Source organism: Streptomyces sp. BK340, assembly GCF_007827595.1.
In the GTDB taxonomy this organism is placed as follows: domain Bacteria; phylum Actinomycetota; class Actinomycetes; order Streptomycetales; family Streptomycetaceae; genus Streptomyces.
In genome coordinates this window covers 78,993-101,491 of sequence record NZ_VISR01000015.1, presented here as the reverse complement: position 1 = coordinate 101,491, position 22,499 = coordinate 78,993, and the positions used below count along the sequence as shown (strand labels likewise).

The window sequence follows — 22,499 nt, the reverse complement described above, 5'->3', positions numbered from 1 at the left end:
GCACGTAGGGGATGCGGTTCGTGGCGTGCATCCCTCACCGAGGCGATGCGCCGCCCGTCTTCTGCTCGCTCGTGCGGGAGGCGATCACTTCGTAACGGTCGTCGGGCCCCTCCAGGATGCCGGGCGGCGGCCGCTCACCTGCCCTGGACCACCGAGAAGACCGCTCCCTCCGGATCCGCCACCGTGGCGACCCGCCCGTGCTCGCTGTCATGGGCCGGCCTGAGCACCCGGCCGCCCAGTTCGGCGACCTGCCGCAGCGTCGCGTCGGCGTCCGCGACCTCGAAGTACGTCAGCCAGTGCGGCCCCCGGTCCCGGGGCAGACCATGGCCGACGCCGTGGATGCCGGCCACCGGGCGCCCCCCGATGCACAGCGTCAGGTAGTCGAAGCCGGCGGACAGCACCGGCTCCTCCTCGTACCCGAACACCACCTCGTAGAACTTGCTGACGCTCTCCGTCTCGAAGGTGAGCAGCTCGTTCCATGCGGGGGTACCGGGGACGCCGCTGAGCGACGTGCCGAAGTGGGCGCCCGCCTGGCAGATCCCGAACACCGCTCCGGTGGGGTCGGCCGCGATGGCCATCCGCCCGGCCTCGGCCGCGTCGAGCGGTCCGACGGCCACCGTGCCACCGCACAGCCGCACCTGATCGGCCGTCTGGTCCACGTCGTCCGAGGCGAGGTACGGCGTCCAGGCGACCGGCAGCCGGTGGTCCGGCGGCAGCTGGCCGATGCCCGCCACCTCGTGCCCGTCCAGCAGCGCCCGCACATAGGGGCCGAGCTGCTGCGGGCCCGGCCGGAACTCCCAGCCGAACAGCTCCCCGTAGAACTCCTCGGTCGTGGCCAGCCGGTGCACCATCAGGCTCACCCAGCAGGGCGAACCCGGTGTGCACCACGCGTGCGGACCGGCCGACTCCCGTGCCTCGGTCATCGATCACTCTCTCCCCGGCCCCTCGCGGTGGCCGTGTCGCTTCCGCTCCCCGGAAGGGGTGTGCCGCTGGCGCGCGCACGCCCGTGCCGGTACCCGCATCCTCCGGCGTGCCGCACACCGTGCGCCGACGCCCCGGGCGATACCCCTGGGAGGATGTCCGATCTGCCGCCTTTGGATGCTTCCTGACGGTGGCCGACGGGTGGCCGTCAGCTGTACAGCGTGTGCTCGATCCCGTACGCCTCGTGATCGAGCCCGCCCGGCGGAGCAGATTAGCCGGACCTGGACGCCTCGGCCACCCCTGGCGTAAGGATGGACCCATGACAGCCATCATCACCGCAACCGAACTCGCCGCCGACCTGGCCGGGGAGCGTCCGCCCGTCCTGCTGGACGTCCGCTGGCAGCTGACCATGGCCAAGGCCGCGGGCGCCCCCGCCTTCGACGGCCGGGCCGAGTACACGGCCGGGCACCTCCCCGGCGCGGTCTTCGTCGACCTGGACCGGGAGCTGGCCTCGACCCCCGGTGACAGCGGTCGCCATCCGCTGCCCGACCTCGAGGAGTTCGGCGCGGCCATGCGCCGCGCGGGCGTGTCGGCAGGACGTCCGGTCGTCGTCTACGACGGCGGACAGGGCTGGGCGGCGGCGCGCGCGTGGTGGCTGCTGCGCTGGACGGGTCACCCGGACGCGCGGGTGCTCGACGGCGGGTTGCCCGCCTGGCAGGGCACGCTGTCGACGGAGGTGCCCGACCCGGCGGAGGGCGACTTCGAACCGGCGCCCGCCGCGGCCGGGTTGCTCGACGCGGACGGGGCCGCCGCACTGGCCCGCTCGGGCGTGTTGCTCGACGCGCGCGCGGGGGAGCGGTACCGCGGCGAGGTGGAGCCGATCGACCGGGTCGGTGGGCACATCCCGGGCGCGGTGTCCGCGCCGACGAACGAGAACGTGGGCCCGGACGGCCGCTTCCTGCCCGCGGCGGACCTGCGGGACCGCTTCAAGGCCCTGGGCGTGTCCGAGGAGGCGCCGGTGGGCGTCTACTGCGGCTCGGGTGTCTCGGGCGCGCACGAGGTGCTGGCCCTCGCGGTCGCGGACATCGAGGCGGCGCTGTACGTCGGCTCCTGGTCGGAGTGGTCCTCGGACCCGTCCCGTCCGGTCGCGGTGGGGCCGGACCCGCAGTAGGCGACGGAAAGAGTGGGGGCACGCACGCGTGCCCCCACTTCATACGGCCGTACGGCCGGTTTACTCCTGTTTCTTGCGCCGGGTCCCGAACACGATCTCGTCCCAGCTCGGTACCGCGGCGCGGCGGCCGGGGCGGACACCGTCGGCCTCGGCCTGGCGGTCGGTGGCTCCGATGAGCCGGTCGCGGTGGCTGCCCACCGAGCGGGGCATGAGGACGTCCGCGTAGGCGGAGCCGGCCGAGGCCGCGGGCGCCGGGGGCTCCTCCACCGCAGGTTCCTCGACGGGTTCCTCCGGGGACTCCACGGGCCGTTCCGGGACCACCAGGTCGCCCCGGAAACTCGGCACCGCCTCCAACAGGCTGGTGAGCGAGTCGCGTTCGCCCGTGCTCTCCTCGGCGGGCTCGGAGGACTGGGCCGGCAGGCTCGGCCGCTCCCGGTCGCTCCGGTCGAGGGCGCGGTCCATCGAACGCTCGCGCGGCAGCCTGGCGATGCGCGGGACGAACGGGAAACTCGGCTCCGCCACGGCGAGGTCGTCGGACTCGCCGATCAGCGAGCGCGCCTCGTCGTCCACGGCCTGGACGAGCCGCCTGGGCGGGTCGTAGGTCCAGCTCGCCGAGTGCGGTTCGCCCGCGACCCGGTAGACGAGGAGGACCTCCCAGGTGCCGTCGTCACGGCGCCAGGAGTCCCACTGCACGGTGTCCTTCTCGGCACCGCGCAGCAGCAGCCGCTCCTGCACGGCCTCGCCGAGCAGCGGGCCGGAGTTCTCACCGGGGCGGCGGACCGGGGTCTTGCGGGCCCGCTCGGCCATGAAGGCGCGCTCGGCCAGTACCGGACCCTCGAAGCGCCGCACCCGGTCGACGGGGATGCCGGCGAGCTGGGCCACCTCTTCCGCGGTGGCACCGGCACGTATACGGGCCTGGATGTCGCGGGGACGGAGATGGCTCTCGACCTCGATCTCGATCTGACCGAGGCGTGGCCGGTCGCCGCGCACGGCGGCGCGCAGGCGTTCGTCGATCGGAAGCGTGTACTCCGTAGAGTCGGCAGCCTTGAGCACCAGCCGTGTGCCGTCATTCGAGACGGCCACGACACGCAGTTCGGGCATGGGGACCTCCCGGGTGGTGCCTGCCGACGTCACGTGCGTCGCTGCTTCCGCTAGTCGAGTGTGGCCTGCCCGGGTGCAGCCTGCCACAACCTTGCCGAGTTGCCCGGCGTGTCGGGCACGGGCCCTGGGTCGCCGTTATGGCACGGTTACCTATTCGCAACGCTAAGTGACGAACCTCATCACCCTGTGCAACAAGCCCCCTCCCGGCGGTCCTGCAAGGCCGCGGACACCCTGGTGGGAGACCGGACCCAGGGCTCGCAACAGTACTCCATTCGGACCACGTGCGTGGATTGGCGCGCCGCCCAACTTCTCGTAAGGGACGCGACTTGGCCCTGCGCAACCCGTTTTGCCGATCATGAACGTGGCGAACTTCACGCAATCCCCAGAAACGGAACTAATGGTTTCGCCCGACGCGGCCGCCGGTCGGGGGTCCGGCCTCCCCGAATTCCGGTGCGGGCGCGGACCCTTCGGTGTCTTCCGCCCACTCGTCGTATTCGGACGTGCCGTCGACGGGTGCCGTCGACGGCGTCGGCGCGACCGTCGGCGCGACGCCCACGCCCGTCGGGTCCGCGGTGACGCCTTACGCCCCCAGGACCCGCCGCAAGTAGTCGTTCTGGAACAGCCGTTCCGGGTCGAGGCGGTCCCGCAGCGCCGTGAACTCGCCGAAGCGCGGGTAGGCCCCGGCGAAGTACTCCGCGTCCCGCGTGTGCACCTTGCCCCAGTGCGGCCGCCCCTCGTGCGCCGTGAAGATGCGCTCCGCGGCGGTGAAGTAGGCCTGGTACGGCGTGCCCCGGAACATGTGGACGGCGATGTACGCGCTGTCCCGGCCCGAGGCGGTGGACAGGGTGATGTCGTCGGCCGGAGCGGTGCGCACCTCGACCGGGAAGCTGACGCGCAGACCGGAACGGTCGACCATGGCCTTCAGTTCGCGCAGCGTGTCGGCCAGGGCCGCGCGCGGGACGGCGTACTCCATCTCCACGAAGCGCACGCGGCGCGGAGAGGTGAAGACCTTGTACGGGATGTCGGTGTACGTCCGCGCGGACAGCGCCTTGCTGGAGACCTGGGCGATCGCCGGAATGGCCGCGGGGGCGGCGCGGCCGACCCACTGCGCCACCTGGAAGACGCCGTTGGAGAGGAACTCGTCCTCGAACCACCCGGCCAGCTGTCCCACGGGCTGCTCCGGGCCCGCACTGCGGTTGTTCCGCTTGGTGTTGGTGTTGCCGGTGTGCGGGAACCAGTAGAACTCGAAGTGCTCGTTCTCGGCCCACAGCTGGTCGAACTCGGCCAGCACCCGCTCGAAGGGCATCGGCTCCTCGCGCGCGGTGAGCAGGAAGAGCGGCTCCACGGCGAAGGTGATCGCGGTGACGATGCCGAGCGCGCCGAGGCCGATCCGGGCGGCCGCGAAGACCGCGCGTTCTTCTTCGGTCCCCTTCTCGGAGCAACTCAGCACCGAGCCATCGGCGGTGACGAGTTCGAGCGCCTTGATCTGGGCGGCGATGGAGGCCGACTCGCGGCCCGTGCCGTGGGTGCCGGTGCTGGTGGCACCGGAGACGGTCTGCTCCATGATGTCGCCCATGTTGGTGAGCGACAGGCCCTCGCGCGCCAGGACCGCGTTGAGTCTCTTGAGCGGGGTGCCCGCCTCGACCGTCACGGTCATGGCGTCCCGGTCGATGTCGCGAATGCCGGTCAGCAGTTGAGGGCGGATCAGCACACCGTCGGTGGCGGCGATGGACGTGAAGGAGTGCCCGGTGCCGACCGCCTTCACCTTCAGGCCGTCCTCGGCCGCCTTGCGCACGGCCGCGGCCAGTTCCTCCACCGAGGCCGGCTCGACCTGCCGGGCGGGGCGGGCGGCGACATTGCCGCCCCAGTTACGCCAGGTGCCGTTCTTCGCGCTCGCTGTGGTGCTCAACGGTGCCTCCCCGACCCGCGGCCGGCCTGCGGAGCCGGCGGTACCCCAGGAAACCGACCGCGACCGCGACGGCTCCGGACACGACCGGAACCCCGTACCCGGCACGCGCACCGGCTGCGTCGATCACCCAGCCGGCCACGGAGGAGCCGAGCGCGACCCCGACCGCGAGGCCGGTGCTGACCCAGGTCATGCCCTCGGTCAGCTTCGCGCGAGGTACGTGCTCTTCGATGAGGGACATCGTCGTGATCATCGTCGGTGCGATGGACAGCCCCGCAACGAACAGCGCCACGGCCAGAAGCGGCAAGTTTCCGACCAGTAGGAGGGGGATCATACTCACGGCCATCGCCCCCACGCCCAGCAGCCAGCGACGTTCCGGGGCTCCCGAGAAGCGCAGCAGCCCGAACACGGCACCCGCGACACAGGAACCGGCGGCGTACAGCGCCAGCACCACGCTCGCGGCCGCCTTGTGGCCGTGCTCGTCGGCGAAGGCGACGGTGACCACGTCGACCGCCCCGAAGATCGTCCCCGTGGCCGCGAAGGTGGCCACCAGGACCTGGAGCCCGGCCGAGCGCAGCGCGCTGCCGCCGTCGTGCCGCTCGCGCGGGTGCGGCTCCGGCTCGGTGGCGCGCTGGGCGGTCAGCCAGAAGACGCCGACGGCCAGGAAGCAGGCCGCCAGCAGGGGACCCGCCTCCGGGAACCAGGCCGTGGACAGGCCGATGGAGATGATCGGCCCGAAGATGAAGCACACCTCGTCCACCACCGACTCGAACGAGTAGGCGGTGTGCAGCTTCGGCGTGCCCCGGTACAGGGCCGCCCAGCGGGCCCGGATCATCGCGCCCAGGCTCGGCACCGTGCCGATGCCGGCCGCGCAGACGAACAGCATCCAGTCCGGCCACCCGAGATGCGCGGTGAGCAGCAGTCCGGCAGCCGCCAGGAGCGCCGCCAGGGTCGCGGGGCGCAGCACCCGGCGCTGGCCGTGCCGGTCCACCAGCCGGGATATCTGCGGCCCGACCGCGGCGGCGGACAGGGCGATGGTGGCCGACAGCGCGCCCGCGAGGCCGTAGCGCCCGGTGAGCTGGGAGACCATCGTGACCACGCCGATGCCCATCATCGACAGCGGCATCCGGCCGACGAAGCCGGCTGCGGAGAAGCTCTTGGTGCCGGGCTCGGCGAACAGGGCGCGGTAGGGGCTGGGCACGTGGTCTCCGGGACATCGGTAAGGCGCGAATGCGGCTGATACAGCTTACGAGTTAGGTGACCCTAATTGCACCAGGAATCACGGCCGGAAATACCGGACTAAACCGGCTGGAACTCGACTCTTCACTCTGCTGTTGCCCGGCTGTCAGGGCCGGGTGGCAGGATCGACCCATGCCAGACGCGCTCGATGCCACCCCCTACGACTCCCTGCTCCTGCTCTCGTTCGGCGGCCCCGAAGGCCCCGACGACGTGGTCCCGTTCCTGGAGAACGTCACGCGTGGGCGTGGCATCCCCAAGGAACGGCTCAAGGAAGTCGGGCAGCACTACTTCCTGTTCGGCGGGGTCAGCCCGATCAACGACCAGAACCGCGCCCTGCTGGACGCCCTGCACAAGGACTTCGCCGAGCACGGCCTGGACCTGCCGGTCTACTGGGGCAACCGCAACTGGGCGCCCTACCTGACGGACACCCTGCGCGAGCTGGTCGCCGACGGCCGGCGTCGCGTCCTGGTGCTCACCACCAGCGCCTACGCCTCCTACTCGGGCTGCCGCCAGTACCGCGAGAACCTCGCCGACGCGCTGGCCACCCTGCGGGCGGAGGGCCTCGAACTGCCGAAGATCGACAAGCTGCGGCACTACTTCAACCACCCCGGCTTCGTCGAGCCCATGGCCGACGGCGTGCTGCGCTCCCTGGCCGACCTCCCCGAGGACGTCCGCGACGGCGCCCACATCGCCTTCAGCACCCACTCCATCCCGACCGCCGCCGCCGACACCTCCGGCCCGGTCGAGACCCACGGCGAGGGCGGCGCGTACGTCGAGCAGCACCTGGACGTGGCCCAGCTGATCGCCGACGCGGTCCGTGAGCGCACCGGCGTCGACCACCCCTGGCGGCTCGTCTACCAGTCCCGCTCCGGCGCCCCGCACATCCCCTGGCTGGAGCCGGACATCTGCGACCACCTCGAGGAGCGGCACGCCGCCGGCGCCCCGGCCGTCGTCATGGCGCCCATCGGCTTCGTCTCGGACCACATGGAGGTCCTCTACGACCTCGACACCGAGGCCACGGCCAAGGCCGGGGAACTGGGCCTGCCGGTGCGCCGCTCGGCCACCGTGGGTGCCGACCCGCGGTTCGCCGCGGCGATCCGTGAGCTGATCCTGGAGCGGGCCGCCGTGGAGCGCGGGCAGGAGGTCACGCCGTGCGCCCTGGGCGCGCTCGGCGCGAGCCACAACCTCTGCCCGGTGGGCTGCTGCCCGGCCCGTGCCCCCCACCCGGCCGCCGCCGGCGCCGACAGCCCCTACGCGTGAGGAGACCCGTGACCGACGCCCTGCACAGGGAACTGCTCGACCTGGCCCAGGAGGCCGCCCGCCGCGCCGGCGAGCTGCTGCGGGACGGCCGTCCCGCCGATCTGGCGGTGGCCAGGACCAAGTCGAGCCCCATCGACGTCGTCACCGAGATGGACATCGCGGCGGAGAAGCTGATCACCGGCCTGATCTCCGACCGCCGCCCGGCCGACGGCTTCCTGGGCGAGGAGGGCGCCGACGCCGTGGGCACCAGCGGCGTCCGCTGGGTGATCGACCCGCTCGACGGCACCGTCAACTATCTGTACGGGCTGCCGACCTGGGCCGTGTCCATCGCGGCCGAGCTGGACGGCGAGACCGTCGTCGGGGTCGTCGCGGCACCGATGCGCGGCGAGACGTACCACGCGGTACGCGGCGGCGGCGCCTGGGCCACGGGCGCGTGGGAGGGCGAGCGGGCACTGTCCTGCCGCCCCGCGCCCCCGCTGGACCAGGCGCTGGTGTCCACGGGCTTCAACTACGTGGCCGGCGTCCGCGCCCACCAGGCCGGGGTGGCCGGCCGGCTGATCCCGCTGCTGCGGGACATCCGGCGCAGCGGGTCGGCCGCGGTCGACCTGTGCGACGTGGCCTGCGGCCGCCTGGACGGGTACTACGAGCGGGGACTCAACGCCTGGGACTTCGCGGCAGGGGACCTGATCGCGCGGGAGGCGGGCGCGCTGACCGGTGGGCGGCCCGGAGAGCGCCCGTCACGTGATCTGACGGTCGCGGGTACACCGGGCGTCTTCGAGCCCCTTCAGCGCCTGCTGGAGGAATTCGGGGCCTGGCACGACTGACGGGACCGCGCCGGCGCAGGGCGCGAGAACGACGGAACCCCCCGGCGCTGGATTCGCCGGGGGGTTCCGCCGTTGTGCTGCGGGCCGATCAGACGCGTGACGCGCCGACTTCCACACCGTGTTCGGCGGCGAGGCGGCGCAGGTCGTCGAGCTCTGCCTGCTCCACCTCGGCGAGGAAGTCGTCGCCCTCGTCACGAGCCCGCGACAGGTCGGACTCGGTCGCCCTTATGCGCTGCAGAAGTCCTGCGGTGAATGCGTCCATGCTGCGCCCCCTCGTCCTGGGTCGTGGGTCGGTGGCACGGGGGTGTGCCGTTAGGAAGGGGCGATCACGTCCTACGCGGGTGCCCAGCGCCCCCCTGCCGGGCGGCGACGGTGCCGGACACCCACGCCCGCTCTGCGGAAGCGGACTACGACGTACCGCATGGTGTTGCGGCACATGCAGAGCGTGATCGCGGGGTGTAAAGCCGTCCTCCCCTCACGTCCTTCCGTGGAAACCTCAACCGCCAGAGAAAATCCCGCATTCCCGCCCCGGGAGCCGCATCCCTGCGGCCCGGACCCCGCCTTACAGCCGACTTATGACCGAAAAGGGCAGGATGGAGGCCACATCCCACGGACACCCCCGCCCGCGCGCGCTCACTGAGCGCTACGCGGGTGGACACAGGAAGGACAAGCGACGTGCGCGTACTCGTCGTCGAGGACGAGCAGCTGCTCGCCGATGCGGTGGCCACCGGACTGCGCCGGGAGGCCATGGCCGTCGACGTCGTGTACGACGGTGCGGCCGCCCTGGAGCGCATCGGCGTCAACGACTACGACGTGGTCGTCCTCGACCGCGACCTCCCGCTCGTGCACGGCGACGACGTCTGCCGCAAGATCGTGGAGCTGGGCATGTCCACGCGCGTGCTCATGCTCACCGCGTCCGGCGACGTCAGCGACCGCGTCGAGGGCCTGGAGATCGGCGCGGACGACTATCTCCCCAAGCCGTTCGCGTTCAGTGAGCTGATCGCGCGTGTGCGCGCCCTCGGACGCCGTACGAGCGTGCCGCTGCCCCCGGTCCTGGAGCGCGCGGGCATCAAGCTCGACCCCAACCGCCGCGAGGTCTTCCGCGACGGCAGGGAGGTCCAGCTCGCACCCAAGGAGTTCGCGGTCCTCGAGGTGCTGATGCGCAGCGAGGGCGCGGTCGTCTCGGCCGAGCAGCTGCTGGAGAAGGCCTGGGACGAGAACACCGACCCGTTCACCAACGTGGTCCGTGTCACGGTCATGACGCTGCGCCGCAAGCTCGGCGAGCCGCCCGTGATCGTCACCGTGCCCGGCTCCGGCTACCGGATCTGATCCGCCGTGGCCACGACACCCACACCCGCCCAGACGCCCCCGAAGCCCACCTGGGACCCCCGGCGGCCGCAGCCGCCCTTCCCTTGGCTGCGCCCGACGATCCGGATACGGCTGACGCTGCTGTACGGCGGCATGTTCCTGATCGCCGGCATCCTGCTGCTGTCGATCATCTACCTGCTGGCCGCGCAGGCGATCACCACCGGCAACATGCCGCCGTTCCGGATCGTCAGTTTCAGCCAGGGCTCCCAGCTGAAGATCACCAGCGACTACTGCCCCGCGATCAACATGGCCGGGAACACGTCCGGTCTGTCGCTCCAGGACTTCAACGACGCGATCAGCCACTGCGTCGACCTGCGGCGCCAGTCGGCCCTGGACGACCTGCTCAGCCGCTCGCTGCTGGCCCTGCTGGGCCTCGCCGTGATCGCCTTCGCGTTCGGCTACGCGATGGCGGGCCGCGTGCTGTCCCCGCTCGGCCGGATCACCCGCACCGCCCGTCAGGTGGCCGGATCGGATCTGTCCCGCAGGATCGAGCTGGACGGCCCGGACGACGAGCTGAAGGAGCTGGCGGACACCTTCGACGACATGCTGGAGCGACTGGAGCGCGCCTTCACTGCCCAGCAGCGCTTCGTCGGCAACGCCTCCCACGAGCTGCGCACACCGCTCGCGATCAACCGCACGCTCCTGGAAGTGCACCTGTCCGACCCGAACGCCCCCGTGGAGCTGCAGCAGCTCGGCAGGACGCTGCTGGCCACCAACGAGCGCAGCGAGCAGCTGGTGGAGGGCCTGCTGCTGCTCGCCCGCAGCGACAACCAGATCGTCGAGCGCAAACCGGTCGACCTGGCCGAGGTGGCCGGCCAGGCCGTCGACCAGGTGCACGCCGAGGCGGCGGCCAAGGGCGTCAAGATCAGCGGTGAGCGCAAACCCGCCGTGGTGCAGGGCAACGGCGTGCTGCTGGAGCGGATCGCGCTGAACCTCGTACAGAACGCCGTGCGCTACAACATGGCCGAGAATGGATGGGTCGAGGTCACCACGGAGGTGGAGCACGGGCAGGCGGTGCTGACCGTCTCGAACACCGGGCCGGTCGTGCCGGCGTACGAGGTCGACAACCTCTTCGAGCCCTTCAGACGGCTCCGTACGGAGCGCACGGGCAGTGACAAGGGGGTGGGCCTCGGCCTGTCCATCGTCCGGTCCGTGGCCCGCGCGCACGGCGGCCACATCGTGGCGCAGCCCCGCGAGGGCGGCGGCCTGGTGATGCGCGTCACCCTGCCGTTGTGACGCAGATCCGACACACGCGGAGGATGTTCGCTTTGCGCGGAATTTTCTGGGCACCCTTTCAGGTTGACCCTGTGTGATCGATCACATGGGCGGATTTCCAGTCATGTACGTTCCGTGATCATGACAGGAGCCATAAAGCCGGGAAAATCCTGGTTTTCAGGGCTCTTGATCACGGGAAGTACACGGTGAGGCGCCTTTGAGGTGCGGCATTCGAACCGTGTACGGTCCTCACCGCCATCCAAGCCGATCACTCTTGAGGTGTCGGGTTGGGTGTCGATTGAGTAACAGACCTTGATGTGAGGCAAAATCTCCGCCTCAGGTCGGGCACAAGTCCGGCCTCTCACGCGTTACGTGCGCTGGAGACACCGCAGACACCCAGAGGGGGAGAGCGACATGGCAACCGATTACGACACTCCACGCAAGACCGATGACGACGTCGACTCGGACAGTCTCGAAGAACTGAAGGCCCGTCGGAACGACAAGTCCACCTCGGCGGTAGACGTCGACGAGTTCGAGGCCGCCGAGGGCCTCGAGCTGCCGGGCGCCGACCTCTCGAACGAGGAGCTGGCCGTCCGCGTGCTGCCCAAGCAGCAGGACGAGTTCACGTGCATGAGCTGCTTCCTGGTGCACCACCGCAGCCAGCTGGCCCGGGAGAAGAACGGTCAGCCGATCTGCCGCGACTGCGACTGAGGACGGGTCGGCCGTGACTGGCTCGACCCCTCCACGGAAGCGCCGCTTCCCCCTGCCGGGAGCGGACAAGGGGCCGCACGACGGCCCGCACGGCGCGCGTGACGACGAGCGGGGCTCGCCCGGTGTGGGAGCCTCGCTCGAACCGGCGTCGGGCCCAGAAGGCCCGCCGACGCCGGCGCGGCGGCCCGCGCCTGTCGCCAGGCGGCGGGCCGCGGTGATCCGTGACAAGGCGCGGGATCTGGCCCGGGAAGGCGCCCGTATGGGCGGCAGCCGCGCCAGGGCGGGGCTGGCGTACATCACGGACCGGATCATCGAGATCGCCCCGCGTGTCCCCGTACGCGACCTCGCGACGCTGCGCAGGCAGTTCCCGGGCCTCGGGCCCGAGGAGATCGCCGACAAACTCGTGGCGGGCGCGGCCGGCGCGACCTCGACGGTCGGGGCCGGAATCGGTGCTGCGGCGATGCTGCCGGTGCCGCCTGCCATGCCGACCGAACTGGCCGCGGAGATCACCGGGGTCGCGGCGATCGAGCTCAAGCTGATCGCCGAGCTGCACGAGCTGTACGGCGTGCGGCCGCCCGGGAACGTGGTGGCCCGCAGTACCGCGTATCTGTCCTCCTGGTCGGGGGAGCGCGGGATCGACGTGATGAAGCCGTCGACGGTCAACACGGCCCTCGGGGGCCAGATGAAACGCGAGCTGCGTCAGCAGATCATGAAACGCATGGTCCGGGATCTGCCCAACCTCATGCCGTTCATGGTGGGCGCGGCGGTGGGGGCGGTCATGAACCGCCGGGACACCAGAAAGCTCGCCGCGCGGGTCCGGGCCGACCTGCGGAAGATCCAGGTGCCCTGGGAAGCGCTGGCGGAGCTCCCGCCGCTGGAGAAGCCCGCCAAGCCCCTGAAGCTGGACGAGCCTCCCGAGGACTGGGGGGACTGACGTCCCCCGCACGTCCCCGCACGCGGTTACGCCTGCTGGTCCTCGGACCGGCCGCCAGCCCGGTGCTTCGCCGCCTCGATGGCCGCCGCCAGCAGCTCCGGCTCGCGCGTCGACAGGTACAGGTACGGCGTCGGGTCCTGCGGGTCCGTGACCTCCACGCGCAGGGCCCTCGGGATGTAGGCGCGCAGCAGCAGGAACGCGCGGGTGTCGGCCTTGTACGTGCGCCAGGCGCGGGCCTCCTCCGGGTCCAGGATCTCCGCGTCGCCGAGCGCCGACACCGGGATCTTCGCCTCGCCCGCGATCAGCGAATCGCCCACCACACGGATGCGCAGGGAGCCGTAGGCACTGGCCACCACCGCGGCCGCGGCCGTACCGCCGACCAGGCCGCCGAGCAGCGGCAGCGTGCCGAACGGGAGCAGGATCAGGGCGAACGAGACGCCCACGAGGAAGCTGATCAGCCACCACGAGCGGGGGGCGGTGAGGCGTTCTTCGTAGGGAGTGGCGGAGAGCTGCATGGGGCCAAGCTTGGCACGGTATCCGGATATCGCCGGAGTCGGGGCAGCCGGGGCGAAGCGCTCTCGGGTGGGGCGGTGGTGGGTGACGGGCGGGCGGGTAAGGTCTGCGCCTGTGAGTGGTAGTTCCGCAGCTCTTCAGCCCCCCGCCGACGCCGTGCAACCGGTACGGCACCCCGATGCTCCCGCACCCGGCGAGCTTCTCGGTGCCCACTACGAACACTGTTTCGGTTGCGGTCCCGCGCAGTCGCACGGCCTGCACCTGGAGGCACGTGCCGGTGAGGGGGTCTCGCTGACCGCCGAGTTCACCGTCCAGCCCGCCCATCAGGGCGCCCCGGGCCTCGCGCACGGCGGAGTGCTGGCCAGCGCCCTCGACGAGACCCTCGGCTCGCTGAACTGGCTGCTGCGGACCATCGCCGTCACCGGCCGGCTGGAGACCGACTTCGTGCGGCCGGTCCCGGTGGACACCACGCTGTACCTGGAGGCGGAGGTCACCGCCGTGGCCGGGCGGAAGATCTACTCCACCGCCACCGGCCGGATCGGGAGCCCCGACGGGCCCGTCGCCGTACGCGCGGACGCCCTCTTCATCGAGGTGAAGGTCGACCACTTCATCGACCACGGCCGCGAGGAGGAGATCCAGGCCGCCATGAGCGACCCGGACCAGATCCGCCGTGCCCGCGCCTTCGAGGTGAACCCGTGAGCTTCGAGCACCCCCTCGGCCCGCTGCGCCGCGAGCCCCTGAACGTGCAGATCCGCCGCGTCGACCCGGACGTACCGCTTCCCGCGTACGAACACCCCGGGGACGCCGGAGCCGATCTGCGGACCACCGAGGCCTGTGAACTCGGGCCCGGTGAGCGTGCCGTGCTGCCCACGGGAGTGTCGATCGCCCTCCCGGAGGGGTACGCGGCCTTCGTGCACCCACGTTCCGGGCTCGCCGCCCGCTGCGGTGTCGCCCTCGTGAATGCCCCGGGGACGGTTGATGCCGGGTACCGTGGGGAGATCAAGGTGATCGTGGTGAATCTCGACCCGCGCGAGGCAGTGCGGTTCGAGCGCTTCGACCGGATTGCCCAACTGGTCGTCCAGCAGGTCGAGAGGGTCCGCTTCCAGGAGGTGGCGGAACTTCCCGGCTCGGCGCGGGCCGAAGGGGGCTTCGGGTCCACCGGTGGCCATGCCTCGGTGGGCGACGAAAGCGGCACAAGCGGTCCGGCCGCCATGGGCGGCGGGACGGGTGGGAATCGATACGCTTCGGTCGTATCCGACCGGGAAGGACAGTGACGTGTTCGGACGTCGCAAGAAGAAGGGTGCCGCCGAGGACGCGGCCGGCGAGGCCGAGCAGGTCGTCGACAGCGTCGACACCGAGGCGGACGAGGAAGAGGCCGAGCGCGAGCGTGTCCGGCTGGAGCCCGAGCCCCGGCCCGACGGGCCGTGGGACAGCACCGAGGTGAGCGACCCGGGCGAGGGCCGGGTGGACCTCGGCGGCGTTTTCGTGCCGGGCGTCGACGGCATGGAGCTGCGGGTCGAGGTCGCCGGTGACGCGATCGTCGCGGCGACCGTCGTGCTGCGCGACAGCGCCATCCAGCTCCAGGCCTTCGCCGCGCCCAAGCGCGAGGGCATCTGGGGCGAGGTCCGCGAGGAGATCGCGGGCGGCATCACCCAGCAGGGCGGCATCGTCGACGAGGTCGAGGGGCCGCTGGGCTGGGAGCTGCGTGCCCAGGTGCCGGTGCAGCTGCCGGACGGCACGGGCGGCTTCCAGGTCGTGCGGTTCGTCGGTGTGGACGGCCCGCGCTGGTTCCTGCGCGGTGTGATCTCGGGTCAGGCCGCCGTGCAGCCGCAGGTCGCCGGCCTGCTGGAGCAGATCTTCCGGGACACCGTCGTGGTCCGCGGCGAGGGCCCGATGGCGCCCCGCGACCCGATCGTCCTCAAGCTGCCGAACGACGCTCAGATGGTTCCCGAGGGTGTCCAGCAGGAGGAGGGCTCCCGCTTCTCCGGCGGCATGGGCCAGCTGCAGCGCGGACCGGAGATCACCGAGGTCCGCTGACAACGCGACGACGAAGGGCCGTACCTCATGGGGTACGGCCCTTTCGCATGCGTGCGCGCCGGACCCCTTGACGGCGGATGGTCCGTGCCCACCGTCTCGGACCCGGCCGGCAGCAACAACCCCTTCGTCGCCCGGGAGACCCTCACCCACGGCGACAACCCGAACCGAACCGTTGAACGGCCGGGCCCTCCGCGGCGATACTGGCGCCCGGCCCGCGGGACACGGGGGACACGGGGGAGGCGGAATGAGTCAGGTGCTCACCGAGACCATGGTGCGCGTCGAGGACGTCCACAAGTCGTTCGGGCGCGGCGCCGCCGCCGTCCACGCCCTGCGCGGGGTCTCCTTCGAGGTTCCGCGCGGCGAACTCGTCGCCCTCAAGGGGCGTTCCGGCTCCGGCAAGACCACCCTGCTCAACATCGTCGGCGGACTCGACACCCCCGACCGCGGGCGGGCCGAGGTAGACGGGCAGGATCTGGCCGGGCTCGGCGAGAGCGGGCTGCTGGAGCTGCGCCGGGACCGGATCGGGTTCGTCTTCCAGTCCTTCGGGCTCATCCCGATCCTCACCGCCGCCGAGAACGTCGGCGTACCCCTGCGGCTGCGCCGGGCCGACCCGCGCGAGCGCGAGGAGCGCGTCGACCTGCTGCTCTCCCTCGTCGGACTCGCCGACCACGCGGCCCAGCGGCCGGGCGAACTGTCCGGCGGCCAGCAGCAGCGCGTCGCCATCGCCCGCGCCCTCGCGAACCGCCCCGCCCTGATCGTCGCCGACGAGCCCACCGGCCAGCTGGACGCAGAGACCGGCCACGCCGTCATGGAGCTGCTGCGGGCCGTCGTCCGCAGCGAGGGGGCCACCGCGCTGGTCGCCACGCACGACACGACCCTGCTCGACCTGGCCGACCGGGTGCTGGAGCTGCGGGACGGCGAGATCGTCGAGCACTGACGGCCTCGGCCGCCATCAGAGTTGCGTCAAAGACCCCTGTTGACCGGGCCATCGTCCCGTTTGTCCGCATCGTTGGCCGTAAGGTCGACGCTGCGTACGCAGCAGATACCGGAAGACAATGGGGCCATGGCACGCGGCAAGCTTCGGATCTACCTCGGGGCGGCACCGGGCGTGGGCAAGACCTACGCCATGCTGTCCGAGGCGCACCGCCGGGTGGAGCGGGGCACCGACTGTGTGGTCGCGTTCGTCGAGCACTACGGCCGGCCGCGCACCGAGGTGATGCTGCACGGCCTGGAGCAGATACCGCGCAAGGAGCTGGAGTACCGGGGCGCCACCTTCGGTGAGATGGACGTCGACGCGGTGCTGCGCCGCGCCCCCGCCGTCGCCCTCGTGGACGAACTCGCCCACACCAACGTTCCCGGCTCCCGCAACGCCAAGCGCTGGCAGGACGTCGAGGAGCTGCTCGCGGCGGGGATCGACGTGGTCTCGACCGTGAACATCCAGCACCTGGAGTCGCTCGGCGACGTGGTGGAGTCGATCACGGGGGTGCGGCAGCGGGAGACGGTGCCCGACGAGGTCGTACGGCGGGCCGGCCAGATCGAGCTGGTCGACATGTCGCCGGAGGCGCTGCGCCGCCGTATGGCGCACGGGAACATCTACAAGCCGGACAAGGTCGACGCGGCCCTGTCGAACTACTTCCGGCCCGGCAATCTCACCGCCCTGCGTGAGCTGGCGCTGCTGTGGGTCGCCGACCGGGTCGACGAGTACCTGACCGAGTACCGCACCGAGCACCGGGTCTCGGCCATCTGGGGTTCGCGCGAGCGGATCGTGGTCGGCCTCACCGGCGGCCCCGAGGGGCGCACCCTGATCCGGCGCGCGGCCAGGCTGGCGGAGAAGGGCGCAGGCGGCGAGGTGATGGCCGTCTACATAGCCCGCAGCGACGGCCTGACCTCGGCCTCCCCGAAGGAGCTGGCCGTCCAGCGCACCCTGGTGGAGGATCTGGGCGGCACCTTCCACCACGTGGTGGGCGACGACATACCGGCCGCGCTGCTGGACTTCGCGCGCGGTGTCAACGCCACCCAGATCGTGCTCGGCTCCTCGCGCCGCAAGGCCTGGCAGTACGTCTTCGGGCCCGGCGTCGGCGCCACGGTCGCCCGGGAGTCCGGCCCCGATCTCGACGTCCACATCGTCACCCACGAGGAGGTCGCCAAGGGCCGCGGACTGCCCGTCGCCCGGGGTGCGCGGCTGGGCCGGGCCAGGATCATCTCGGGCTGGGTGGTGGGCCTGGCGGGCCCGGCGATCATGGCCGTGCTGCTGAACACCGTCGACCTCGGCCTCGCCAACGACATGCTGCTGTTCCTGGCCCTGACCGTCGCCGCGGCCCTGCTCGGCGGCCTGCTGCCCGCCCTGGCCTCGGCGGCCTTCGGTTCGCTGCTCCTGAACTACTTCTACACCCCGCCCCTGCACCGGCTGACCATCGCCGACCCCAAGAACATCGTCGCCATCGCGATCTTCTTCGGGGTCGCCGTGTCGGTCGCCTCGGTGGTGGACCTCGCCGCCCGGCGCACCCACCAGGCCGCCCGGCTGCGGGCGGAGTCCGAGATCCTCTCCTTCCTCGCCGGCAACGTGCTGCGCGGCGAGACGGGCCTGGAGGAGCTGCTGGAGCGGGTCCGCGAGACCTTCGGCATGGAGTCGGCCGCCCTGCTGGAACGCGAGAGCGACGTCGAGCCGTGGAGCTGCGCGGGCAGCGCCGGATTCGGGCCCGCCCTGGAACGGCCCGAGGACGCCGACGTCGACATGCCGATCGGCGACCACATGGCGCTCGCCCTGACCGGCCGGGTGCTGCCCGCCGAGGACCGCCGGGTGCTCGCCGCGTTCGCCGCGCAGGCCGTCGTGGTGCTGGACCGCCGGCGCCTCCAGGAGGAGGCCGACCAGGCCAGGGCGCTCGCCGAGGGCAACCGCATCCGCACCGCCCTGCTGGCCGCCGTCAGCCACGACCTGCGCACCCCGCTCGCCGCGATCAAGGCCGCCGTCTCCTCGCTGCGCTCCGACGACGTGGCCTGGTCCGAGGAGGACCGGGCGGAGCTGCTGGAAGGCATCGAGGAGGGCGCCGACCGGCTCGACCACCTCGTGGGCAACCTGCTCGACATGTCGCGGCTGCAGACCGGCACCGTCACCCCGCTCATCCGCGAGATCGACGTGGACGAGGTGGTCCCGATGGCGCTGGGCGGCGTACCCGAGGACAGCGTCGAGCTGGACATCCCCGAGACGCTGCCCATGGTCGCCGTCGACCCCGGCCTGCTGGAGCGGTCCGTGGCCAACCTGGTGGAGAACGCCGTCAAGTACAGCCCGCCGGGACAGCGCGTCCTGGTGTCCGCCAGCGCCATAGTCGACCGTGTCGAGGTGCGTGTCGTGGACCGCGGGCCCGGGGTCCCGGACGAGGCGAAGGACCGTATCTTCGAGCCCTTCCAGCGCTACGGCGACGCCCCGCGCGGCGCCGGGGTCGGCCTCGGCCTCGCGGTCGCGCGCGGCTTCGCCGAGGCCATGGGCGGCACCCTGAACGCCGAGGACACGCCGGGCGGCGGGCTCACGATGGTGCTCTGCCTCCGTGCGGCAGGATCGCGTCCCGAGCCCCTCCCCGTCGGGGAGTCCAGCACAGAACCAGAGAGGCAGACCCAATGCTGAGCCCCACTGGGGGGACCCCCCAGACCCCCACGAGGGTGCTCGTGGTCGACGACGAGCCGCAGATCGTGCGTGCGCTCGTGATCAACCTCAAGGCGCGCAAGTACGAGGTCGACGCGGCTCCCGACGGCAGGACCGCCCTCGAACTCGCCGCGTCCCGCCACCCCGACGTGGTCGTTCTCGACCTGGGCCTGCCGGACATGGACGGCGTCGAGGTGATCAAGGGGCTGCGCGGCTGGACCCGTGTCCCGATCCTGGTCCTGTCCGCCCGTCACTCCTCGGACGAGAAGGTCGAGGCGCTGGACGCGGGCGCCGACGACTACGTCACCAAGCCCTTCGGCATGGACGAGCTGCTGGCCCGGCTGCGGGCCGCCGTACGCCGGGCCGAGCCGGTCGGGCCGGGCGAGGACGACCTGACGACCGTGGAGACCGAGGGCTTCACCGTCGACCTGGCCGCGAAGAAGGTCAACCGCGCGGGCAAGGACGTCCGGCTCACCCCGACCGAGTGGCATCTGCTGGAGGTACTGGTCCGCAACAGCGGCCGCCTGGTCAGCCAGAAACAGCTGCTGCAGGAGGTGTGGGGTCCGTCGTACGGGACGGAGACCAACTACCTGCGCGTCTACATGGCCCAGCTGCGCAGGAAGCTGGAGACGGACCCGTCGCACCCGAAGCACTTCATCACGGAGCCGGGGATGGGGTACCGGTTCGAGAAGTGAGGTGCAGGGCGCCCGGTTCGAGAAGTGAGCTGCGCTACGGCGGTGTAGGTGGGCCCCGGTACGCTTCAGATATGACTGCTGTTCCCCGTTCCCAGAAGCCGGCCGGCCGGTTCCGGCGGATGCTCGACCGGCTCTCCACCTCCCAGGAGGACCTGGAGTCCGAGGAGCTGCGGGAAGACGCCGAGACCGCGGGATGCACCCGGATCGGTGACTGCCTGGACCGCCAGATCGTCACCGTAACTGGTACCTTGCGCACGGTCACCCTCCGGCCGCGCGCCGGGGTCCCCGCCCTGGAGGCCGAGCTGTTCGACGGCTCGGCCGCGCTGGACGTGGTGTGGCTCGGCAGGCGCTCCATCGTCGGCATAGAACCGGGGCGCAAGCTGATCGCATCGGGCCGGATCTCCATGAGCCGGGGCCGCCGGGTGCTGTTCAACCCCAAATACGAACTGCGACCCCTCGGACGGGAGTAGCCGGTGACGTCCCTCGACAAGCCGACCGAAGACACCGAACAGACTCGGTCGGACGATGCCCGCGCGGTCACCGAGGCCGCGCTGTTCGAGGCGTTCGGCGGTGTCCGAGGCATGGTCGAGACGGTCGTGCCCGGTCTCCTCTTCGTCGCGATCTTCACGGTCAACAAGGACCTGCACAGCGCGGCGATCGCCGCGCTGGCCGTGTCCCTGGTGCTGGTCGTGGTCCGGCTGGTGCGCAAGGACACCGTCAAGCACGCCTTCAGCGGTGTCTTCGGCGTGGCCTTCGGCGTGCTGTTCGCGATGTTCACGGGCAACGCCAAGGACTTCTACCTCCCCGGCATGCTCTACACGCTGGGCCTGGCGCTGGCCTACATCATCACGACCCTGGCCGGTGTCCCCCTGATCGGTCTCATCCTCGGCCCGGTCTTCAAGGAGAACCTCTCCTGGCGCACCCGCAACCCCGGCCGCAAGAAGGCCTATGCGAAGGCCAGTTGGGCCTGGGGTCTGATCCTGCTCGCCAAGTGCGCGATCCTCTTCCCGCTGTACTGGTGGGCCAACACCGCCCAGCTCGGCTGGGTGCTGGTCGCCCTGAAGATCCCGCCGTTCCTGCTGGCGGTCTGGCTCACCTGGGTCTTCCTCGCGAAGGCGCCCGCGCCGATCGACGTGTTCGCGGAGATGGAGGCGGAGGAGAAGGCCGAGGAGGAGCGCAAGGCCGCGCTCGCCGCCGAGGGCGGCGAGCCCACCGGCGGACGGCACCGCCGGGACGCGTAGCCGCGGCCGACCGGCCTTCGTACGACGAGAGAGGGCGCCCTGGAGACCCAGGGCGCCCTCTCTCGTGGGTTCAGCTCTCGCGCCGCACCGACAGCAGCTCCTCCAGCTGCTCCTCCCGGGCCTGCGCGGCCACGAAGAGGAGTTCGTCGCCCGGCTCCAGGGAGTCCTCCTTGGACGGGGTCAGAACGCGGTTGCCGCGGATGATCGTGACCAGGGAGGTGTCCTGCGGCCACTCCACGTCGCCGACCTGGGTGCCGGCCAGGGCCGACTCCTCCGGCAGGGTCAGCTCGACGAGGTTGGCGTCGCCGTGGCTGAAGCGGAGCAGGCGGACCAGGTCGCCGACGCTCACCGCCTCCTCGACCAGGGCGGACATCAGGCGCGGCGTGGACACGGCCACGTCGACGCCCCAGGCCTCGTTGAACAGCCACTCGTTCTTGGGGTTGTTCACCCGGGCGACGACGCGCGGAACGCCGTACTCCGTCTTCGCGAGCAGCGAGACGACCAGGTTGACCTTGTCGTCGCCGGTCGCGGCGATCACGACGTTGCAGCGCTGCAGCGCCGCCTCGTCCAGCGACGTGATCTCACAGGCGTCGGCCAGCAGCCACTCCGCCTGCGGCACCCGCTCCACCGAGATGGCGGTCGGTGCCTTGTCGATGAGCAGGATCTCGTGGCCGTTCTCCAGCAGCTCGCCCGCGATCGAGCGGCCGACGGCGCCGGCTCCGGCAATGGCGACCCTCATCAGTGACCGCCCTCCTCTTCCGGGCCCGCGGCGAATGCCGCTTCGACCTTGTCGACGTCGTCCGCCCGCATCATCACGTGGACGAGGTCGCCCTCCTGCAGCACCGTCTGCGAGGTGGGCAGGATGGCCTCGCCCAGGCGGGTCAGGAACGCCACGCGGACGCCCGTCTCCTCCTGCAGCTTGCTGATCTTGTGGCCCACCCACTTCGGGGAGGCGTGCACCTCGGCGAGCTGGACGCCGCCGGTGGGGTCGCGCCACAGCGGCTCGGCACCCGAGGGCAGCAGGCGGCGCAGCATCTGGTCGGCCGTCCAGCGGACCGTGGCCACGGTGGGGATGCCCAGGCGCTGGTAGACCTCGGCACGGCGCGGGTCGTAGATACGGGCGGCCACGTTCTCCACACCGAACATCTCGCGGGCCACGCGCGCGGAGATGATGTTGGAGTTGTCGCCGCTGGAGACGGCGGCGAAGGCGCCGGCCTCCTCGATGCCCGCCTCGCGCAGGGTGTCCTGGTCGAACCCGACCCCGGTGACCCGGCGGCCACCGAACCCGGGGCCCAGCCGGCGGAAGGCGGTGGGGTCCTGGTCGATCACGGCGACCGTGTGTCCCTGTTGCTCCAGGGTCTGGGCAAGAGCGGATCCCACTCTTCCGCAGCCCATGATGACGATGTGCACGACCGTCCTTCCGGTGTCCAAAAGTTACTGCTCAGCATCAGGGTCTCAGACCGACGCCCAAAGCTACACACGAGTGGTTCGGGCCGGGCACCCCTGTGCCGGGGTTTCTCGCGATCACCTTCCGTGATCACCCGATGACGTCCCTCGCACGCCGCTCACCTGCGGGTGGCCGGCGACGAGTGATGCTGCGCACGCTGAACAGGGTCAGGATTCCGAGGCCGGCCAGCGCGACCGTGGCCCCGATCAGCTCTGCGGTCGCGGGCATGGGACCTCCGAAGTGCGATGACAGGCGGGGTCTGCCATCTAGACACGG

Annotated in this window: 24 protein-coding genes; 15 read left to right on the top strand and 9 right to left on the bottom strand. The window is 71.4% G+C overall.

The features are described from left to right. Positions 1–134: 134 nt before the first annotated feature. Complete coding sequence (locus tag FB157_RS25215; protein WP_145882919.1) at positions 135–923, bottom strand: VOC family protein; 789 nt, start codon at positions 921–923, stop codon at positions 135–137. Between the two features lie 317 nt (positions 924–1,240). Between FB157_RS25215 and FB157_RS25210 the strand changes: the two genes are divergently transcribed. Further along, a complete protein-coding gene (locus FB157_RS25210; protein ID WP_145882918.1) occupies positions 1,241–2,092 on the top strand; it encodes a sulfurtransferase in 852 nt (283 codons plus the stop codon). Positions 2,093–2,152: 60 nt separating this feature from the next. Here the strand turns inward: FB157_RS25210 and sepH are convergent, their stop codons facing one another. The 3 genes from sepH to FB157_RS25195 form a co-directional block, all read right to left on the bottom strand. After that, positions 2,153–3,193 (bottom strand): septation protein SepH, encoded by a 1,041-nt coding sequence (sepH, locus tag FB157_RS25205; RefSeq protein WP_145882917.1) that lies wholly within the window; start codon positions 3,191–3,193, stop codon positions 2,153–2,155. A 580-nt stretch (positions 3,194–3,773) separates the two neighbouring features. Further along, positions 3,774–5,102 (bottom strand): D-arabinono-1,4-lactone oxidase, encoded by a 1,329-nt coding sequence (locus FB157_RS25200; protein ID WP_145882916.1) that lies wholly within the window; start codon positions 5,100–5,102, stop codon positions 3,774–3,776. Next, entirely contained in the window at positions 5,062–6,300 is a 1,239-nt protein-coding gene (locus FB157_RS25195) for an MFS transporter (protein ID WP_145882915.1), read from the bottom strand. Before FB157_RS25195 ends, FB157_RS25200 begins: the two co-directional genes overlap by 41 nt. Positions 6,301–6,470: 170 nt before the next feature. Here FB157_RS25195 and FB157_RS25190 point away from each other — a divergent pair, with 170 nt between their 5' ends. Together FB157_RS25190 and FB157_RS25185 are read left to right on the top strand one after the other, a co-directional pair. Further along, positions 6,471–7,598 (top strand): ferrochelatase, encoded by a 1,128-nt coding sequence (locus tag FB157_RS25190; protein ID WP_145882914.1) that lies wholly within the window; start codon positions 6,471–6,473, stop codon positions 7,596–7,598. Positions 7,599–7,606: 8 nt separating this feature from the next. After that, positions 7,607–8,422 (top strand): inositol monophosphatase family protein, encoded by an 816-nt coding sequence (locus tag FB157_RS25185; RefSeq protein WP_145882913.1) that lies wholly within the window; start codon positions 7,607–7,609, stop codon positions 8,420–8,422. Between the two features lie 88 nt (positions 8,423–8,510). On the opposite strand, the gene FB157_RS47445 is transcribed toward FB157_RS25185, so the two are convergent. After that, on the bottom strand, positions 8,511–8,684 hold the full coding sequence (locus FB157_RS47445) for a hypothetical protein (protein ID WP_186581674.1): 174 nt from the start codon (positions 8,682–8,684) through the stop codon (positions 8,511–8,513). A gap of 413 nt (positions 8,685–9,097) precedes the next feature. Between FB157_RS47445 and FB157_RS25180 the strand changes: the two genes are divergently transcribed. From FB157_RS25180 to FB157_RS25165, 4 genes are all read left to right on the top strand, one after another. Then, positions 9,098–9,751: a response regulator transcription factor gene (locus tag FB157_RS25180; protein ID WP_145882912.1), complete on the top strand. Its 654-nt coding sequence runs from the start codon at positions 9,098–9,100 to the stop codon at positions 9,749–9,751. Positions 9,752–9,757: 6 nt separating this feature from the next. Further along, on the top strand, positions 9,758–11,026 hold the full coding sequence (locus FB157_RS25175; protein ID WP_145882911.1) for a HAMP domain-containing sensor histidine kinase: 1,269 nt from the start codon (positions 9,758–9,760) through the stop codon (positions 11,024–11,026). A gap of 393 nt (positions 11,027–11,419) precedes the next feature. Further along, positions 11,420–11,716 carry a DUF4193 domain-containing protein gene (locus FB157_RS25170; protein ID WP_005481602.1) on the top strand — a complete coding sequence of 99 codons (297 nt, stop codon included), beginning with the start codon at positions 11,420–11,422 and terminating at the stop codon, positions 11,714–11,716. A gap of 13 nt (positions 11,717–11,729) precedes the next feature. Beyond that, positions 11,730–12,650 (top strand): hypothetical protein, encoded by a 921-nt coding sequence (locus FB157_RS25165; RefSeq protein WP_186581673.1) that lies wholly within the window; start codon positions 11,730–11,732, stop codon positions 12,648–12,650. A gap of 26 nt (positions 12,651–12,676) precedes the next feature. Here FB157_RS25165 and FB157_RS25160 read toward each other — a convergent pair whose 3' ends face one another. Next, positions 12,677–13,165, bottom strand: a complete 489-nt coding sequence (locus tag FB157_RS25160) for a DUF3093 domain-containing protein (RefSeq protein WP_145882910.1) — start codon at positions 13,163–13,165, stop codon at positions 12,677–12,679. 112 nt (positions 13,166–13,277) lie between these two features. Here FB157_RS25160 and FB157_RS25155 point away from each other — a divergent pair, with 112 nt between their 5' ends. From FB157_RS25155 to FB157_RS25120, 8 genes are all read left to right on the top strand, one after another. Continuing rightward, positions 13,278–13,862: a PaaI family thioesterase gene (locus FB157_RS25155; RefSeq protein ID WP_145882909.1), complete on the top strand. Its 585-nt coding sequence runs from the start codon at positions 13,278–13,280 to the stop codon at positions 13,860–13,862. Between the two features lie 23 nt (positions 13,863–13,885). Then, positions 13,886–14,437 (top strand): dUTP diphosphatase, encoded by a 552-nt coding sequence (gene dut / locus FB157_RS25150; protein WP_145883026.1) that lies wholly within the window; start codon positions 13,886–13,888, stop codon positions 14,435–14,437. A gap of 1 nt (position 14,438) precedes the next feature. Continuing rightward, the gene (locus FB157_RS25145; RefSeq protein WP_145882908.1) at positions 14,439–15,200 is read left to right on the top strand and encodes a DUF3710 domain-containing protein; all 762 of its coding nucleotides are present in this window, start codon (positions 14,439–14,441) and stop codon (positions 15,198–15,200) included. A 244-nt stretch (positions 15,201–15,444) separates the two neighbouring features. Then, positions 15,445–16,137: an ABC transporter ATP-binding protein gene (locus FB157_RS25140; RefSeq protein ID WP_145882907.1), complete on the top strand. Its 693-nt coding sequence runs from the start codon at positions 15,445–15,447 to the stop codon at positions 16,135–16,137. Positions 16,138–16,263: 126 nt separating this feature from the next. Then, positions 16,264–18,822, top strand: a complete 2,559-nt coding sequence (locus FB157_RS25135) for an ATP-binding protein (protein ID WP_145882906.1) — start codon at positions 16,264–16,266, stop codon at positions 18,820–18,822. Next, positions 18,816–19,535, top strand: a complete 720-nt coding sequence (locus FB157_RS25130; RefSeq protein WP_145882905.1) for a response regulator — start codon at positions 18,816–18,818, stop codon at positions 19,533–19,535. Before FB157_RS25135 ends, FB157_RS25130 begins: the two co-directional genes overlap by 7 nt. A gap of 71 nt (positions 19,536–19,606) precedes the next feature. Then, positions 19,607–20,005: an OB-fold nucleic acid binding domain-containing protein gene (locus FB157_RS25125; RefSeq protein WP_145882904.1), complete on the top strand. Its 399-nt coding sequence runs from the start codon at positions 19,607–19,609 to the stop codon at positions 20,003–20,005. 3 nt (positions 20,006–20,008) lie between these two features. Next, positions 20,009–20,776 (top strand): DUF3159 domain-containing protein, encoded by a 768-nt coding sequence (locus FB157_RS25120; protein ID WP_145882903.1) that lies wholly within the window; start codon positions 20,009–20,011, stop codon positions 20,774–20,776. Between the two features lie 70 nt (positions 20,777–20,846). On the opposite strand, the gene FB157_RS25115 is transcribed toward FB157_RS25120, so the two are convergent. The 3 genes from FB157_RS25115 to FB157_RS47440 all read right to left on the bottom strand — a co-directional run bounded on the left by FB157_RS25115 (position 20,847) and on the right by FB157_RS47440 (position 22,451). Further along, positions 20,847–21,515 carry a TrkA family potassium uptake protein gene (locus FB157_RS25115; protein WP_145882902.1) on the bottom strand — a complete coding sequence of 223 codons (669 nt, stop codon included), beginning with the start codon at positions 21,513–21,515 and terminating at the stop codon, positions 20,847–20,849. Next, positions 21,515–22,186 (bottom strand): TrkA family potassium uptake protein, encoded by a 672-nt coding sequence (locus FB157_RS25110; RefSeq protein WP_145882901.1) that lies wholly within the window; start codon positions 22,184–22,186, stop codon positions 21,515–21,517. Before FB157_RS25110 ends, FB157_RS25115 begins: the two co-directional genes overlap by 1 nt. A gap of 127 nt (positions 22,187–22,313) precedes the next feature. Then, positions 22,314–22,451, bottom strand: coding sequence for a hypothetical protein (locus tag FB157_RS47440; RefSeq protein WP_186581672.1), 138 nt, complete (start codon positions 22,449–22,451; stop codon positions 22,314–22,316). Between the last annotated feature and the right edge of the window lie 48 nt (positions 22,452–22,499).